The sequence below is a fragment of the Neobacillus canaveralius genome (assembly GCF_047237705.1).
GTDB classification, from domain to species: domain Bacteria; phylum Bacillota; class Bacilli; order Bacillales; family Cytobacillaceae; genus Neobacillus; species Neobacillus niacini_K.
Map to the genome: position 1 here is coordinate 3,972,843 of NZ_JBDFLL010000001.1, position 16,550 is coordinate 3,989,392.

A 16,550-nucleotide genomic window follows, 5' to 3' on the forward strand; every position below is an offset into this window, starting at 1 on the left:
AGAAATGAAAGCGTTGGATTTTTTGGATTTTGTCTGTTTATTTTTGGTTCAACGGAATTAATTGCTTGATTTTGAAAAGTTGAATTGAAAATCAGAAAAAGTAGCAGTATTTAGATTATCGATATGGTTAGACACTTTGTTTCCGTCTACAGCCATACCAATGTAAACTTTCTTATTCATTTCTACTTCTCGTTCTCCTATTAAGGTCCAGTTGATACCATCTGCAGAACCTTCCGCTCTAAAGACATTACCTGTTCGTTTAAGTTTTAGATAATACCCCAAGTGCTGGTCCTTATCTTTAAATGGTATATCATTTAATAACGCAACTCCAGACTCTTCTGCACTTGTTGGTGAATCAAGGTTCTCACCTAATTCGTCCATTTTCCCACCTTGTTCATAACGTGAAGCTAAATAGGCGGACCATGGATTTCTATAGTAAGTGGTTCCGTTTTCCTTCCAAGAATAAGATTTGGTATAGGAAAGACCTAACGCCACCGTCTTTGCGTCTTTTTCAAGAGTTTCTCGGATCATTAATCCAGCAAAAGCATGGTGATCGACGGGTGTCATAGTCTCTACCTTTGCTATCAATTCTCCGTCTCCTGCTAGATTACGATAAGTAAAGTGGAATTTATCATCATCTGATATTAACTTTCCTGAACCTTTAACAGTCATTACATCATTTGCTATAGATGCATGACCTGGAATATTTGGCGAACCAATATCTATTGATTTCCACTGTTTTAGATTCGTTTCGCTATTGACATGTATAACGGATGCAGTCGCTTGTGTCATAAGACCGGATTGATCAATTGCCTTGGCGGAAATATAATAGGTACCATCTGGTAAGTTGGTGTTCAGAGTAAATGGCTCGCTTGTAACGGTTCCAATAATCTGATCTCCATTATAAAATTCTACTCTTTCAATCTCGGTCCTACCGGTAACATTTGCTTCAATGGTAACTGATTCACCTGTTTTATAAATCTGATTATTTGTTGGGCTTTTCAGTGATACTTCTGGGTTTTCTGGTTTGTATTCCATATCAATCAAAGAATTAGCGTAATTTTCAATATTAGAATATCCGCTTTGATCTGCTGATAATTCTCGGCTATCATTAGCATTATTCGGATCTAACCCATTTTTAAGCTCCCAATCATCTGCTATCCCGTCCTGATCTTTGTCAAAATCTGCTGGACGAGAAATTGTTTCATTATATGGAAGACCTCCTACTTCTTCATGGCGGTTAACAAATCTCCCTAAATTGTTCCTCACCTCGTTAATAATTCTTGCATCCAAGGCATCCCTTTTTGGATAAGTTGCTCCAGCTTTCGCTAGAACCTCTGTATAGGCTTCTTCAGCAGTCGTTGTTCGAAGTGCTTCTTCAGCTGTTCCATCCATCATAAACTCTTCATCCACTATCTCTGTTGTTGGGGCAGCGCTTTCAGAAACATAAATACCTTTTGAATTATCTTTTGATACTTCCTCATTTCCTTCAAGTACATTTCCGTTAATGTAAAATTTACCTGGTTTATCTTTCTCCCCTGCATCAATCACCCTTGATTCTACACTTGTACGTGTTCCTAATCCTGGCTTCATATAATTATTCATATAATTTGCATAGGCTCTGCCGCCGCCGTATGCCGTGTTAAATCCCCAGTTATAAATCACATTATTTCTTATATCAAATAAGCCAAGATGGTTGTTGTCATCTGCCTCTGCTGTACCACCACCTAAACGCGGATTTCGAGAAGTATGGTTTGCCACTAGATTGTGATGGTATGTGGTATTTACCCCTCCCCATATTCCACCGTACCCATGACGTCCTTTCGTATGCCCGCTCATTGCTAAACTCTCTGCTACAATTGACCACTGTACAGTCATGTTTTCCGCACGATATAACGACATCGTTTCATCGGTAGACCAGCTTGTTGATAGATGATCAATCATGACATTTTTCATGCTTCTACCCCAAATAGCATCCATAGAATCACCGGTATGCACATTTTCAGCTCCTGGACGGAATCGAAGATAGCGAATAATCACATTCTCAGAATCACTGATATTGGTTTCGTAACCAGTGATAGTAATTCCATCCCCAGGGGCCGTTTGTCCGGCAATCGTCACATTCTTTCGTTTTCTTAGAGATAATGGTTCTTTCAAATTGATTGTTCCGGAAATGTTAAAAACGATGAACCGATTGTCCTTACTCAAGGCATCACGCAGCGATCCTTGAATTGCTTTTTCACCGGTTCCATAGTCTTCTAGAGTATTAACGATATAGACTTCCCCAAATCTACCACCAGAAGTATAACGTCCTCCACCTTCGGCCCCTGGAAATGCCAATATTTTATCATCAAATGTTGCCGTACCTGCTTTTACTTTATTATCTGTTGGTGCTACTGCCAAACTTGAAATGGCTAATGCGGCAGTTATGATGGAAGCTTGGATTTTCTTTCCTTTTAATATTCGTTTTTTCAAGATTTAATCATCTCCTAATCCTGTTATTTTGAATCTAAACCAAGATATTCAAAGTAGGCAAAATCAGCATAAGAACCAGCTTTTCGGTCCATATCATGAACAGCAATTCCTACAAAGTTACCTGTAAATCCTCCCGCCAAGAATAACAAATCCTGAGGTTCTCCAAGTTCTAGCCAAATAGATTTGTCACCCATTCTATAATGAAAACTTCCAACTGGTCCGTTGACCTCAATCTTCAATTCTACTTCTCCCTCTTCTGTTGAAATAATGTCTGGAGATAAAGTAAATTCACCATCACTGCATTTCATCAATCGAAGAACACGGCCTTTATTCTCATCATAAGTCAGATAGGCATAAAGATAATTCCTATCATTTAAGTACAGCAGTAATCCAGCCATTTGATTATAGGTTTTTGGGGTATAGGCAATTTTCGTGGATGCAGTAAACTGGAAATCCTTTTGACGGATAGCCAATATATGATGTTCAAATAAGGATTGGATGGAATCACCTGAGATTACACGTAAATATCCTTCTCTACTAGTAAAATCACACCAAGATTCATCCGCCAAAATACGCAAGCTATTCCACTCTTTGTCGAGAATGCCAGTAAAATCATCTCGGAAGTTCGTATTTTTCCTTTGTACAACTGGCTCTGCTGTAATAATCTCAGTTTCTACCAATGGTCCATTGCCTCCATCGACAAATCGCAACCAGCCATCGTCTGTCCAGTAAACCTCTTGAATAGCCGTTTCACGTCCTAGTATCGCTGCTTTCCCCATTAAAGGTCGAGTGCATAAATAGGCCATATACCAGTTGCCCATAGGGGTCTGAACAATGCTGCCGTGACCTGAACATTGTAATGGTGATTGAGGTTTATCACTAGCAGTTAACATGGGATAGAGTGGATCTAATTCATATGGTCCGGTAAGTTCTTTTGCACGGCAAACCGTAACCGAATGACCTGAACCTGTTCCACCTTCTGCGGTGATTAAATAGTAATAATCATTATGACGATAGATATGCGGTGCTTCTGTTTTAGCCAATTCAGTACCATCAAAAATCTTATAGACTGATCCTACTAAACTTTGTTTTTCAACATCATATTCCTGTAGGACTACTCCTACTGATTTATTGCCCGTTTCTATACGATAATCCCAAATTTCATTTAACAGCCATTTACGTCCGTCGGTATCATGGAATAAAGACGGATCAAAACCGCTGCTATTTAAGTACACTGGTGCTGACCAAGGACCGTTGATACTTGGTGCAGAAATTAAGTAATTGTGGCTATCTTTAAATGGCCGTATTGTACTTTTTACATCGGTATAGACGAGAAAAAATAAACCTTCAGAGTAACTAAGCTGAGGCGCCCAGATACTTCCGTTTTGTGGATTGCCGCGTAAATCTATCTGATTTGTTAAAATATCCGTTTCATGTTCCCAATTTACTAAATCTTTTGATTGATACACGCGGACACCTGGCAGCCATTCGAAGGAAGATACAGCAATATAATACGTATCTTCCACCTTCAAAATATATGGATCTGGATTAAACCCTGGTAAAATCGGATTGGTAATTTTTGTTTGATACATGTTCTACTCCTTCTTTTTCCTTTAATTTTCTAAACAAGCACAAGCCTGCAGCAATAAAAAAGAGAAAAGCAATGGGAAAAGCAATAAATTGGGTACCAATTAATGTTACTAAGCAGGCAAAAATAAATAGCACAGCTCCTCTTTTAGGATACTTATTTCGCCAAATCGATAATGTGGCCAGAGCAACTAGAATAAATACGATTAGCAGGGTAACACCAAACCATGTAGCTAACGCTTTCACTGCTTCAAAACCCTCTGAAACGTATTCCTCCGAAACACCCTCCTGCAGGATCGGAAAAACCGTTGTCGCGTAAGTACTTTCTTCCATAGAAGTTATCGTCAATGAAAACCCGCCTAAGAAAATCACACAAAGCAGGACACCCGCTATTCCAATTATCACTTCCCATTTTCGCTTCATTCTCCATAGTTCCTTTCCTATTAATCTAGTTGTATGAAATCGATCCAATCTATTGTGCTCATATCACCTTGATCGCTATATCTATTGTTAAATTCCTTATAAGCTACCGTTATTCTATTAGCTTTGTTTCCCCAATCATCCCATCGATTGTGATGTATATGTGAACCTATCGTACAGTTAGCAAATGTAGTTTTCGCAAAGGGGCGCCATGGTCTTCCTAAAAAGACATTTATAACATCTGCTTCTGCAGTAATAAAACATTGATTAAAATAAAAACCTTTTTTATTTTTTAAAGTAGAAGCAGCAGTAACATAGCCATCCTTGTTGTTCGGTCTTTTCAATGACCTAATTTCACAGCTATGAAACACTGCTTCACCACCACCAAAAATATAATCAACAGTCCCTTCTATATAGCAATGAATAAAATAACTCTTGTTATCTGCATATATCGTCCTAATTTCAGGAGTAGAAAAAGGCTGGCCATTTTTTTGCATTTCTGGCAGCGGCCCCAGACAAATAGTGTCTTGCTGCCCTCTAAAAGAACAATTTTTAAAGGTTACGTTGTTTCCTTCACTATATAAGGCAATCGCCTGGCCTACCTCTTCTCCTGGACCTGCATTATTAATAATCTCAAGATTTTCTAGAGTTATATTTTCACCATTAATAAAAAAAGTTGCGGTTTGGAAGGTACCTATTTCTCGGAAATGTTCATCTTTTTGTAACGCGTATCGATTTCCAATAACCTTAACTGAGCCTATTCCTATCAATGTAATGTTAGATTGATATAAGGAAATGTTTTCATAATACTCTCCACTTAGAACCGTTATTTTTACCGGTCCATTTTCATCACAACAACTATCTAGAGCCTCTTGAATACTAAAAAAGTCACATATTTGATTTCTTCCAACTACTAGACTTTTAAGAAACTTTAAAGGTGTTTCTTTAAGAATGTTTTCCATAATGATCTCATTTCCTTTGTTTCCTGATGTCCCCCTGTAAGAATTCTGCCTTCCCAATTTTGAAGAACACATTGTTGTTCATACGTTTTTTTCAATTGCTCGTTCAAGAATTCTGCACCTTCAATGGGACACATTCGATCATCCTTACCGATCATACTGAGGCGTGGTCTTGGGGCAATCATTTCTTGAACTGCTAATGTAGAAAAATGCTTTAGGAATCCAGGAACATAATAATAGAATCCATGATGATCTAAACCGCGTTTCTGTTTTAATGTCTCGATATCCACTTGGGCTGCTATGTCCACTGTAACCTTTACACGCTCGTCTAGTGCAGCTAACCACCAACTCATTAAACCACCCATGGACATGCCAATTGCAGCAATTCTGGCAGAATCGACATCTGGCCGAGTTTCTAGATAGTCTAACAAGGCCATGTTATCGAATAGGCGCATTCCCCACAAAGTTTGGCCATCTAACAGCATTTCCTTTACCAATTCACTTTCCAGTTTCCCTTTACGTTGATTAAAGCCCCACATATCAATAGAACAAACTGCAAACCCAAGTTCGATTATTTCTTCAACGAAGGAAGGGCTTTGCAAATAAGAGCTGCTGCTTAAGAGTTCTTCCTTCCCTAGGTCAAAATTGCCGCCATGTGAATGATTAAAGATAACCGTTGGTAAAGGTTCAACAGCATTCAATGGTTTAGCAAAATAAGCCGGGACAGTTTCAATATCATTTAAATGCAGCATTAAACTTTCTAAAACAAACCCCTGCCTTTTCTCTATACTGATTAATTGTGCAGATAGGTTTTCCGATTGCGAACATCCTCCTAACAAATCGATCAGTTGGCTGCGCCTTTTTTCACTCACACTACCCCTACTTCCTTAAGGAGTACTTCTTCAACTTTTGTATTCTTTGATTTGCAGTGGGTAATCTCTACATCCTGGCTATATTCGACATAAAAAGCTGGACCTTCATGATTCTCAATTGTTACTCGATTAATTAGGATATCTTTTGAAAACCCTACATAAAAACCCCGATTATTCATATCCTCTAATCCTGCCATCATTGCTGGTTTCCCAGGAATCGGATCTTCTGCCATAGAAATATCAATGTTATTAAATGTAATTTCGGAAACGTATTGCTCCGCTAAGCCGTAGATAAACCCCGCTGAGGCATGAACGTTCCGAGCCGTAATATTAGAAAAGTGTATTCTTCTAAAGGATGGTGTTTCTTTAGTTATTGGGTATGGATTTTTATCCCAGACGTATTTATCCTTTCCTTTAGGTCCACAAAAGTAGTATAGGTTAAGAATAAATGGACAGATTACCCGTTCCATGACAATATTGTCGACTCGAATATCTTCCACCACTCCTCCCCGTCCACGCCGTGATTTAAAGCGAATCCCCCGATCAGTATCCTGGAAAGTACAGTTACTAATCGTAACATTTCGGATATCACCACTCATTTCGCTGCCAAATACCACTGCCCCATGGCCGTGAACCATCGTACAGTTCGTAATCGTAATGTTCTCACAAGATACCCTTTCCGCAGTATCTTCCGTACCCGCTTTAATCGCGATACAGTCGTCTCCTACATCAATGTGGCAGTTGCTGATTCTTACATTCTTACAAGATTCTGGATCAATTCCATCCGTATTAGGGGAGTCAGATGGATTGAGAATAGAAAGATTATCGATTGTTACATCGTGACAACGAATCGGATTTACGGTCCAGCTGGGTGATTTGATTAAGGATACATCTCGAATGGTAATATGCTCACACCCGTCAAAACTAATTAATTTGGGACGCGGGTAAGCCAGCTTTTCTCGCTCATTTCGAAAAATATGCCACCATTTCTCTCCATTTCCATCAATCGTGCCGAAACCAGTGATAGCAATATTTTTTGCATCTGCTGCATAAATACATGACGCATATACTTCTCGTACCACACCTTCCCACCGAGAAACTACCACTGGATAGTCCTCTTGTTCATCCGAGAATTTCAAAGTGGCCCCAATAGATAGATGTAATTCAATATTATCTTTTAAAAATAAAGCACCTGATAAAAATACACCTGAGGGGATGACAATTTGGCCGCCACCGTTTATAGAGGCTTCATCAATAGCGTTCTGGATATATTTGGTACATAAACTCCCATCGGCTAATGCACCAAAATCGGTAATATAGTAAGTTGTCATATCCTTACTCCTCATTCATGACTTCTTCAAATTCGGCTAAAGCTTGTAAAAACGCACCCAGCCCTTTTTGGTCATTACATATAATCGGCTCACTAATGTAATACGCATAGGTACCATCACGTTGATCAAGTCCACCCAGTCCTGCAACCTGACAATTCTTATTTAAATTCACCCAGCCTTCTTTTGTTAGCAAGACAAATTCGTCCAATATTCCTTGATGCGATTTTCTTAATTGGTTTTCCCATTCATTTCGATCAAGAACTCCCAGGCGAATCCCTTTTGCTATTGCACATACAAACATGCTGCTGCACGAAGCTTCTAAGTAATTTCCCTTTTCATGACCCTTATCTGTTACCTGATACCAGACACCACTTGCTTCATCTTGGTAGTTTACTAGTGCCTTTAAAGTTTTCTCTGTTATGTGTACAAGAAAGTCTCGATTTGGCGTATCTTCAGGCAAGATTTCTAAAGTATCTACTAACGCTAATAAATACCAGCCCATTGAGCGACCCCAGAAATTTTCAGACAAACCAGTTTCTTTATTGGCCCATGGCTGAACCTTTTCCTCATCCCAAGCATGATATAATAGCCCTGTTTGTTCATCTATTAAATGTTGATAACTAAGTTTAAACTGTTGAATGATATCTTCTAAACCTTTCCCATCAGCAAAGGTTGTTTGATACTCTGCATAAAAAGGTGAGCCCATGTACAAGCCATCGAGCCAAATTTGATAAGGATAAATTTGTTTATGCCAGAATGCACCTTCAGATGTTCTAGGGTGTGTTTCGAGCTGTCTGCGTAATAACTCAGCAGCTTTTTTATATTTTCCCTCTCCGGTTTCTTTGTAAAGGACAAATAACATTTTTCCATTGTTAATATGATCGATATTATATTCATCTAGTTGATACCCTTTAATTGATCCATCTTCTTGGATAAAATAATCCATGTTTTCCTTTATAAAATTAAAATATTTTCGTTCTTCCGTCTGCTTCCAGACTCTTTCAAACCCTTTAAATATCACTCCATAATCATAGGACCACTTACCTTTATACCCTTTGTCCTCATACAAACGAGGTAATCTTTCCATAATTGAATTTGCTGTTTTAACGGACCAATTCATCATTATAATTCTCCAATTCTCATTTCTATTATTTTGACATTCAGGATATAGAATGGAGGTACTTTCTATTGAACAAAATTCAATAAAAAGACCTCCATTGGTGATTATTTTGCTTCGTTATACGCTGCTTTATATTCCTCTTTTATTGTTTTTCCGCCTTGGTCATTCCAACCTTTAACTGCTTTCTTAAAATCTTCGAGAGATATTTCACCTAAAATGTATTGATAAGTAGCATCCGTAATGATTTTTTGTAATTCAGAACCTTGTGTGGTGAAAGTTGGTGATTCTAAAGGTACGGCAGGGTTAAAGACAGCAAATTTAGCGTTTTCAGCGATCATATCATCTGCTAACGATTTAATTGGGTTAGGATCTTTTAAACCATAGCCAGCCTCTTTTGGACGTGAAGCGGCAAAAGGCTGTACTTCCTGTTGCCATAAGTCCTGGTTAATAATTTCATAAGCACCCTCATCATTAATCTTATAATGTGTACCTTCAATACCATAAGTCATCAATGTATAGGTATCTGAATCTAATAAATCATTAACGAATTTCAAAAGACGTTTTAATTCTGCTTCATCTTTTACTTCTGAACGTGGGAATGCTAATAATCCACCAATACCATTACCTGCAGACCATATGGCTCTTTCAGAATTTGCATCGGATGTCATCTCATTGACTAAGGCAATTTCCATATTATCTTGGATACCTGCTGCCATTGTTTGTAGGTTTTTAGCATCAAATAAGGCTCCCACATAAATACCTGCCTTGCCTTGAGCGAAGTTTTGCTGTTGATCTGTTTTTGCTGTTACAGCAAAGTCCTTGTTAATCCAGCCGTTTTCATATAACTCTTTCATGTAGTCCATTGTTGCAATATAGCCATCTGTTTCAAACTCAGCAGCAAAGTTACCTTTCGAGTCCACCTGCCAATTATTTGGTGTACCGTGGTATGAACCTAATGTTTTGAAAGCACCATAGATTAAATCACTTCGATCCATAAATCCGGTCGTGTCATTTTTCCCATTACCATCAGGATCTTTTTCTGTAAACGCTTTCGCCACTTCCATTAATTCTTCTGTTGTTTTAGGAACAGGCAAACCTAATTTATCTAACCAATCTTTACGTAGAACGACACCATTTCGTGATAAATCCTTTTGAAACGGTATCCCATAAAGCTTACCTTCAATGGAGGCTGACGTACGAATGTCTTTTGAAATCGCTTTTAAGTTAGGGAACTCGTCTAAATAATCTTCTACATTCCAGAACATCCCTGATTTCAAGGCATTACGTACAGAAGAATTTTCCAAAATGGTTAAAGTAACAATATCTGCTAATGAATCTGAAGCTAATGCTGTATTGAGACGTTCCTCTTTTGAGGCATCTGGAATCCAAGAGAATTTAATTTCTGTCTTTGTTTTTTTCTCAATTTGGTCTAACACCGTATCTGTCGGTGGTGAAGCTGTGTGCAGAATGTTTAACCAAGAAATTTCTGCTGTACTGTTTTGATCTTCTTTTTTTGAGGAATTTTTGTCGGTAGAAGCTGTACTATTGCACCCTGCTAATAGAAGCGCACCTGCTAAACTAACACTGGCTAACTTTGATACCTTTTGTTTTTTCATCCCAATTCTCCTTTGCATTTTGGTGAATATATTTATCTTCTAGCTCTTCGGCATTCATCGTTTCCATTCTTGTAAACACTTGATTAGCTGTCCAAGTAATCAAATAGAATAAGAAACTAATACCTAAAAAGGTTATAACCCCTGGAAAAAAGTTGGCTGCGGCCCAGTACACTACACCTGTAACCAAAAGTAAAACAAGTGAATACTGTAGACAGGAAAAACCAAATAATAGAGACATCTTGATCTTAATGCGAATTCCTTTCCAATTATAATGAGCCATAATCGGAAAGATATAAACTAGCGATAATAAATAGATAAAACTGATCCCAAATAATGCGACTCTAATATACCAATTGGATACATGCATTAAATCAACGATTAAAACAATCCCGCCTAATAGATAGATCCAACTAATGATAACAGACTCTCTGAAACCCTCTCTGTAATACTTCCAGAAGGTTTTGAAAACAGGCAGGCTCCTGTCCCGAACCCATTGCCTGCAAATACTAACCAAGGCATAAGTGGAGGGGCCAATACCGAATATACCTAATCCCAAAATGGTAAATAGTATCCATAAAAAATTCACGTATACCAAGTTTAGGATGATCGTTAAAACGTGGTTTAACCTTTCCACTGATTTCAGCATGATATCCCCTCCTTCTCTTCTCTAATACACTCCATCTTCTCCAAATTTTTTCGCTAGTTTATTCGCAAGGATGACCAATACCAATCCAACAAGCCCTTTAAATAAGCCCACAGCAGTACTGAAGCTTAGCTGCCCATTCTTTAAACCTGCTGTATAGATGTAAGTATCAAAAATTTCTGCCACACTGCGGTTTAAGGAGTTAAGTAACAGGTACATATGCTCAAAACCTAGATCCAAGGTGCTGCCAATCTTCAAGATTAATAGAGTAATAATGACTGGACGAATAGCAGGTAATGTTACATGCCAAGTTTTTCGAAGACGACCTGCACCATCCATTTCAGCTGCTTCATATAATTGTGTATCCACTGCTGTAATAGCCGCCAGATAAATAATCGTTGACCAGCCTAATTCTTTCCAGATAATTTGTGCGATATACATGGTCCTTGTCCAATCAGGTGCTGTTAAGAAGCTGATTTTCTCCATTCCTATTAAAGCTAAGAATTCATTAATAATACCGCCGTCAACATTTAAAAAGATAAAAGAGATTGAAACAATAATTACCCAAGACATAAAGTGAGGAATATAGATAATCGTTTGAATTCCAGCTTTAAAATATTTATTCTTCACTTCATTCAACATGAGAGCCACGATAATAGGTAATGGGAAAAAGATTACAAGATTTAAAGCAAACAAAATTAATGTATTCTTTAATAACATGAAGAAAGTGGGTTCCGTAAATAAACGAATAAAATGTTTGAGACCCGCCCATGGACTTCCTAAGATCCCTAAGAATGGTTGATAGTCTTGAAACGCAATAATGAGACCCGCCATAGGTAAGTACTTAAATATAATGAAATAAAGTAATCCAGGAAAAATCATTAAATATAAGAACTTATTCGTTTTTAATCCCGCAATGATTTTTTGTCTTTTTTTAATTTTTAGCTCCCTTGCTGTCAAAATGGACAATGGTTGATTATTTTGGTTTACAGCACCTTCCATTTCATTCCTCCTCTATTCATTTTGTTTTCCTTTCTTGTTTTAAGCATACTGAAATTGAAAAATTACGTACATAATCATTTTATGATTACGCTTACAAAACCCTGTGGTATCAGGGTTTTTGAACATTGTATCCACCATAATGATAGTTTTTATTTGGTTGTGATTATCCGTTTATAGAGTAATTTTTTTACCATAAAAACGCTCTCTTTGTTATTGAATCAATAGTGGGATATTGATTATATACGGAATTTTGATCGAATGATAAGGTTGATTTATCTTACTAAAAGATAAATGGCTTATTATTTTGGAAGCGAGGAGGATTTACATGAAGAAAACGAAACAGAATAAAAAACACAAAGGAGGCCTAGCCTTTCCCATTATTAATGGAACCATTCTAGTTTTGATTGCACTAATCTGTTTTCTTCCATTTGTCAATGTGATCGCAAGTTCATTTGCATCTACTCAGGAAGTGGTCGCAAGAAAGTTTATCTTATTTCCACGTACTTTTTCTTTGGATGCATATCGCTATATCTTATCAACCCCTACCCTCTTTAAGTCATTAGCTGTTTCGATTGGCGTAACGGGTATTGGTACTTTAGTTAGTATGATTCTTACTGCTTTAATGGCTTACGGCTTGTCTAGAAGATATCTAGTCGGGCGAAATTCGATTAATTTTATTGTTGTTTTCTCCATGCTGTTTAGCGGCGGTATGATTCCAACCTTTTTAGTTGTTAAATCCGTTGGTTTAATTGATTCTTATTGGTCATTAATCTTGCCAGTCGCCATTAACGCGTTCAACTTAATTATCATGAGAAACTTTTTTCAAGCCTTACCTGATAGCTTAGAAGAATCTGCAAAAATGGATGGCTGCACAGATTTTGGTGTATTCGTTAAAATCATGCTTCCGCTGGCATTACCATCAATCGCAACCATTTCATTGTTTTATGCAGTCACCTATTGGAATACGTATATGACAGCCATTCTTTACATTAATGATTCTACCAAATGGCCGATACAAGTACTATTACGTCAAATTGTCATTGTCTCTAGTGGTATGCAAGCGGAAGGGTCTTCAGTCGATGTTGTACCGCCTGCTCAAACGATTAAGATGGCTGTAATTGTTATCGCCACTGTTCCAATGTTAATTGCTTACCCATTTGTGCAAAAATACTTCGTTAAAGGTGCATTAGTTGGATCTGTAAAAGGATAATATAAATTTCCATCAAAAAAAAGCTTCGCTATTGAAGCTTTTTTTTAATGGAATAAAGTTCTAATGCATATATTCCTTACGATAATCTCCTGGGGTCATTCCTAATTTCTTTTTGAAGAAACGAATAAAGTTTTGAGAATTTCGGTATTGCAATCGTTCTGCGATTTCTTTAATGGCCAAATCGGTATCCTTTAACAAGGTTTGTGCCATTTGTAGACGATAATTCATCAGAAAGTCTACAAAATTCTCCCCATACTCTTTTTTAAATACATTGCTTAAGTAATTAGGATTGTAATGCAGGCGATCTGCAATAATATCCAGGGAAATTTCTTGATCATATTCCGTTTGTACAATATAAACGATTTTTTCTGACAAGGATTTAAATCCTCTTTCTGTCTTATCGTGGGTACTAATAATAACCGGTTTGATTAAATCGTTAATTAACATTTCCTTAATTTTTTCTGGATAATAGGCATTCATGGCTGCTTGATACAATTTCTTAATATTTTCAAAGATTTTTGATTCAGCACCTAATAGTTGTCCTAATTGTACGAGCTCATTTATGACTCGTATTAAGGTCACTCCTAAGCTAATAGGATTTTTATTTAAACGAAAAATCTCTTCTACAAGCCGGTCTACCAAGTTCATGACGTCTTCCTCATGACCAGAACGAATTGCATTTAATAACTCATTAAGTAATTCGACAGGGAATTTGGAAATAGACGCATCATTTAACATCGAAGAAATATCTTTATAGAAAATGATTGACTCTGTTCCAACATTGACTCGGTAATGGAGTGATTCTTTTGCTAAATCTACCGCTTTTTTACTATCAATTAACGATTCGTAGATTGGGCTAATACCAACACTAATAATGATATTCAGCGACTCTTTCACGGCTGCTTGTATTTCCTCGTAGTACTTCATGATCCGACGCTCAGGTTCTTGGTCGCTTTTATCTAAGATAAAGATGGTAGCCTGCATTTCATCATTTAGTACTATTGGATTTAAGCGTTCAGCCTTTGGGACCATTTCTCCTACGATATTATTAATTGCCAATAATAAAAGAGTTTTATCTCCAATTTGCTGATCATCAAAGTTATCAATTTGTATCAAACCTGTATAAAACACCTTTTCCTCTTCAAAATGGTAGCCAAATTGCTCTAAACGATTCGTCACATCGTTTTCAGGGATCCGTTTTCTAAATAAACTTAAAACAAATAATGTCTCCAATTGAGGTTTCTGAATAGATAGACTAGCTGTTAACAACTCATTTTGTCCAACAATTTTATCGATAGAGTCAGCCAAAAAGGAAAGTTCATTTTGTTTTTTATGTTCTCCCTGAATGTCCAGTTTTGCCTGTATTTTCTTTATCGGTCGTGTGTACGATACCGCCAGCACATATGATATAATTGCCACCAAAAAAATTAATAGGGCTGATACAATAAAAAGGCCCACTCTCGTGTTATGAATAATACTGCCAATCTCTTTTTCATTTATCTCCACCACATAAAGCCACCGATTATAATCAGACTGCATATAAACATATTTCTTTCCATCGTCTGTTTCTAAAACATTTGCGGTTTGCCCGCTTTCGTTAGAAACTGCTTTAAAGTCTTGAAAACTACCTTTTTTCACTTCAGGCTCTTTCATCATACTAGAGTAAAGTAATTGATTTTTCTTATTATAAATTTCTACTGTATTGTTTTTATCTCCTATAATTTGTTCAATACTTCTTCTAGGAATATAGGAAATTCCTAAAGCGAACTTTTCCCTCTTATACATTGGTAAAGTCATAACCATTTCAATTCCGGATTTTATTGGTTTCCAAAAAAGGTTATTGGTATTATTGTTAATATATGTATTTTTATATTCGGTAACTTCCTCGGTTGTAAGCGCCTTTAAAGAGCCGTTAATGATTCCCCAGTTCCCTTCTAAGCTTACTAAACTATTGCTACTGCCTTCTATCCCCATCATATCTATGTAACTCATCTCTTTTTTGATATCTCGGTATATATCAAAATCTTTACCTGACAAAGGGTTTTTAAAGATCTCACCAAATTTAGAAGTTGCACTGTAGGCAGTATATCCATACTCGATTGTTCTTACTTTTTGTTCAACATTGTTAAGAATTTGTTTCGTATAATTTTTCTTATCCTTTAAGAAACTTTCCTCAACGGAATTATAAGTGGAATTATAGATAAATATGCTAAATCCAATGACAAGCCCTATTCCTACTAAGAAAAACGGGATAAACAGCTTGTAAAACATTCTTGCTTTTCTCAATAATTTCACTCCTTCGTTACTGGTTTCCACTATATCGTAAAAAAAATAAATTTTCTAAAATTTGATAACGCTTACGTAATAATATAATACAATTTCCATACTTACAAGACTATGTAATCTTTCATTTAACTTTGCATGTTATTTGCATTGACACAAAAACTGTTAGATTATACAATGTTAACGTTAACATTTCTCCGTACAATCCAACCAAATCCACATTACAATAGTACTCATCAAAGAAAATAGGTTCTATTTTTGTTTTAACATAAAAATGTTAACGTGTACATATGCTTTTAGCAACAATTAGGAAGATATTTATATATGGGAGTGAATGCCAATGGAGAATCAAATAACGATTTATATAGCAGGAGATTCTACTGCTGCTATAAAACTACCAGAAAAACGGCCAGAAACGGGCTGGGGGGAAGCATTTCAAGCGTACTTTAAAGAAAATGTAAAGATTGAAAATCGTGCTATTAATGGTCGTAGCACAAAATCATTTATAAAAGAGGGTCATTTAGCTGCTATTGAGAAAACCATTCAACCCGGAGATTACTTAGTCATCCAATTTGGCCACAATGATCAAAAAATAGAGGATCCTGTACGAGGAACTCACCCTTATGGTGACTATCAAGATAACCTCGGCAAGTTCATTCTGGTGGCACAACAAAAAAATGCCTATCCATTATTATTAACGTCAGTTACTCGTCGAAAGTTTGAAGATGAAAAGATTGATAGCATATCAGTTGGAGATTATCCTCAAGCCATGATTCAATTTGCCGAAAAATACCAGGTACCTGTCCTAGACATACATAAAATTACCACAGAGTTTATGGCAAAAGCCGGTGACGAGGAATCAAAAAAATACTATTTGCATTTACCACCGGGTCAATCCGAAAACTATCCTGAGGGGATCACGGACAACACCCACTTCAATGAAGATGGAGCAAAAAAAGTAGCCCAAATAATTATTGAAGCAATCCAACAAAGTCATTTACCTCTAAAGAACCTATTGAAATAGTGAACTAC

At 36.9% G+C, this 16,550-nt stretch carries 13 protein-coding genes; 2 read left to right on the plus strand and 11 right to left on the minus strand.

The annotated features are described in order from the left end of the window. Window positions 1-57 precede the first annotated feature (57 nt). From ABC255_RS19790 to ABC255_RS19835, 10 genes are all read right to left on the minus strand, one after another. Entirely contained in the window at window positions 58-2,475 is a 2,418-nt protein-coding gene (locus tag ABC255_RS19790) for an Ig-like domain-containing protein (protein WP_412996205.1), read from the minus strand. A gap of 23 nt (window positions 2,476-2,498) precedes the next feature. Beyond that, a complete protein-coding gene (locus ABC255_RS19795) occupies window positions 2,499-4,067 on the minus strand; it encodes a glycoside hydrolase family 43 protein (RefSeq protein ID WP_412996206.1) in 1,569 nt (522 codons plus the stop codon). After that, the gene (locus ABC255_RS19800; RefSeq protein WP_412996207.1) at window positions 4,024-4,485 is read right to left on the minus strand and encodes a hypothetical protein; all 462 of its coding nucleotides are present in this window, start codon (window positions 4,483-4,485) and stop codon (window positions 4,024-4,026) included. The genes ABC255_RS19795 and ABC255_RS19800 overlap by 44 nt, the downstream gene beginning before the upstream one ends. A 20-nt stretch (window positions 4,486-4,505) precedes the next feature. Then, window positions 4,506-5,444, minus strand: a complete 939-nt coding sequence (locus tag ABC255_RS19805; protein ID WP_412996209.1) for a pectinesterase family protein — start codon at window positions 5,442-5,444, stop codon at window positions 4,506-4,508. Next, window positions 5,414-6,313, minus strand: coding sequence for a dienelactone hydrolase family protein (locus tag ABC255_RS19810; protein WP_412996211.1), 900 nt, complete (start codon window positions 6,311-6,313; stop codon window positions 5,414-5,416). Before ABC255_RS19810 ends, ABC255_RS19805 begins: the two co-directional genes overlap by 31 nt. Then, window positions 6,310-7,644 carry a glycoside hydrolase family 28 protein gene (locus tag ABC255_RS19815; RefSeq protein WP_412996213.1) on the minus strand — a complete coding sequence of 445 codons (1,335 nt, stop codon included), beginning with the start codon at window positions 7,642-7,644 and terminating at the stop codon, window positions 6,310-6,312. Before ABC255_RS19815 ends, ABC255_RS19810 begins: the two co-directional genes overlap by 4 nt. 4 nt (window positions 7,645-7,648) lie before the next feature. After that, on the minus strand, window positions 7,649-8,764 hold the full coding sequence (locus ABC255_RS19820) for a glycoside hydrolase family 88/105 protein (protein ID WP_412996215.1): 1,116 nt from the start codon (window positions 8,762-8,764) through the stop codon (window positions 7,649-7,651). 104 nt (window positions 8,765-8,868) lie between these two features. After that, the gene (locus tag ABC255_RS19825; RefSeq protein WP_412996216.1) at window positions 8,869-10,398 is read right to left on the minus strand and encodes an extracellular solute-binding protein; all 1,530 of its coding nucleotides are present in this window, start codon (window positions 10,396-10,398) and stop codon (window positions 8,869-8,871) included. Next, on the minus strand, window positions 10,343-11,026 hold the full coding sequence (locus ABC255_RS19830; RefSeq protein WP_412996218.1) for a YesL family protein: 684 nt from the start codon (window positions 11,024-11,026) through the stop codon (window positions 10,343-10,345). The genes ABC255_RS19825 and ABC255_RS19830 overlap by 56 nt, the downstream gene beginning before the upstream one ends. A 21-nt stretch (window positions 11,027-11,047) precedes the next feature. Further along, the gene (locus ABC255_RS19835; RefSeq protein WP_412998598.1) at window positions 11,048-11,905 is read right to left on the minus strand and encodes an ABC transporter permease; all 858 of its coding nucleotides are present in this window, start codon (window positions 11,903-11,905) and stop codon (window positions 11,048-11,050) included. 445 nt (window positions 11,906-12,350) lie between these two features. On the opposite strand from ABC255_RS19835, the gene ABC255_RS19840 reads away from it, so the two are divergent. Beyond that, window positions 12,351-13,235: a carbohydrate ABC transporter permease gene (locus ABC255_RS19840; RefSeq protein ID WP_412996220.1), complete on the plus strand. Its 885-nt coding sequence runs from the start codon at window positions 12,351-12,353 to the stop codon at window positions 13,233-13,235. Between the two features lie 60 nt (window positions 13,236-13,295). Here ABC255_RS19840 and ABC255_RS19845 read toward each other — a convergent pair whose 3' ends face one another. Then, on the minus strand, window positions 13,296-15,521 hold the full coding sequence (locus ABC255_RS19845) for a helix-turn-helix transcriptional regulator (protein ID WP_412996221.1): 2,226 nt from the start codon (window positions 15,519-15,521) through the stop codon (window positions 13,296-13,298). Window positions 15,522-15,858: 337 nt separating this feature from the next. On the opposite strand from ABC255_RS19845, the gene ABC255_RS19850 reads away from it, so the two are divergent. Continuing rightward, a complete protein-coding gene (locus tag ABC255_RS19850; protein WP_412996223.1) occupies window positions 15,859-16,542 on the plus strand; it encodes a rhamnogalacturonan acetylesterase in 684 nt (227 codons plus the stop codon). The last annotated feature ends 8 nt before the right edge of the window (window positions 16,543-16,550 follow it).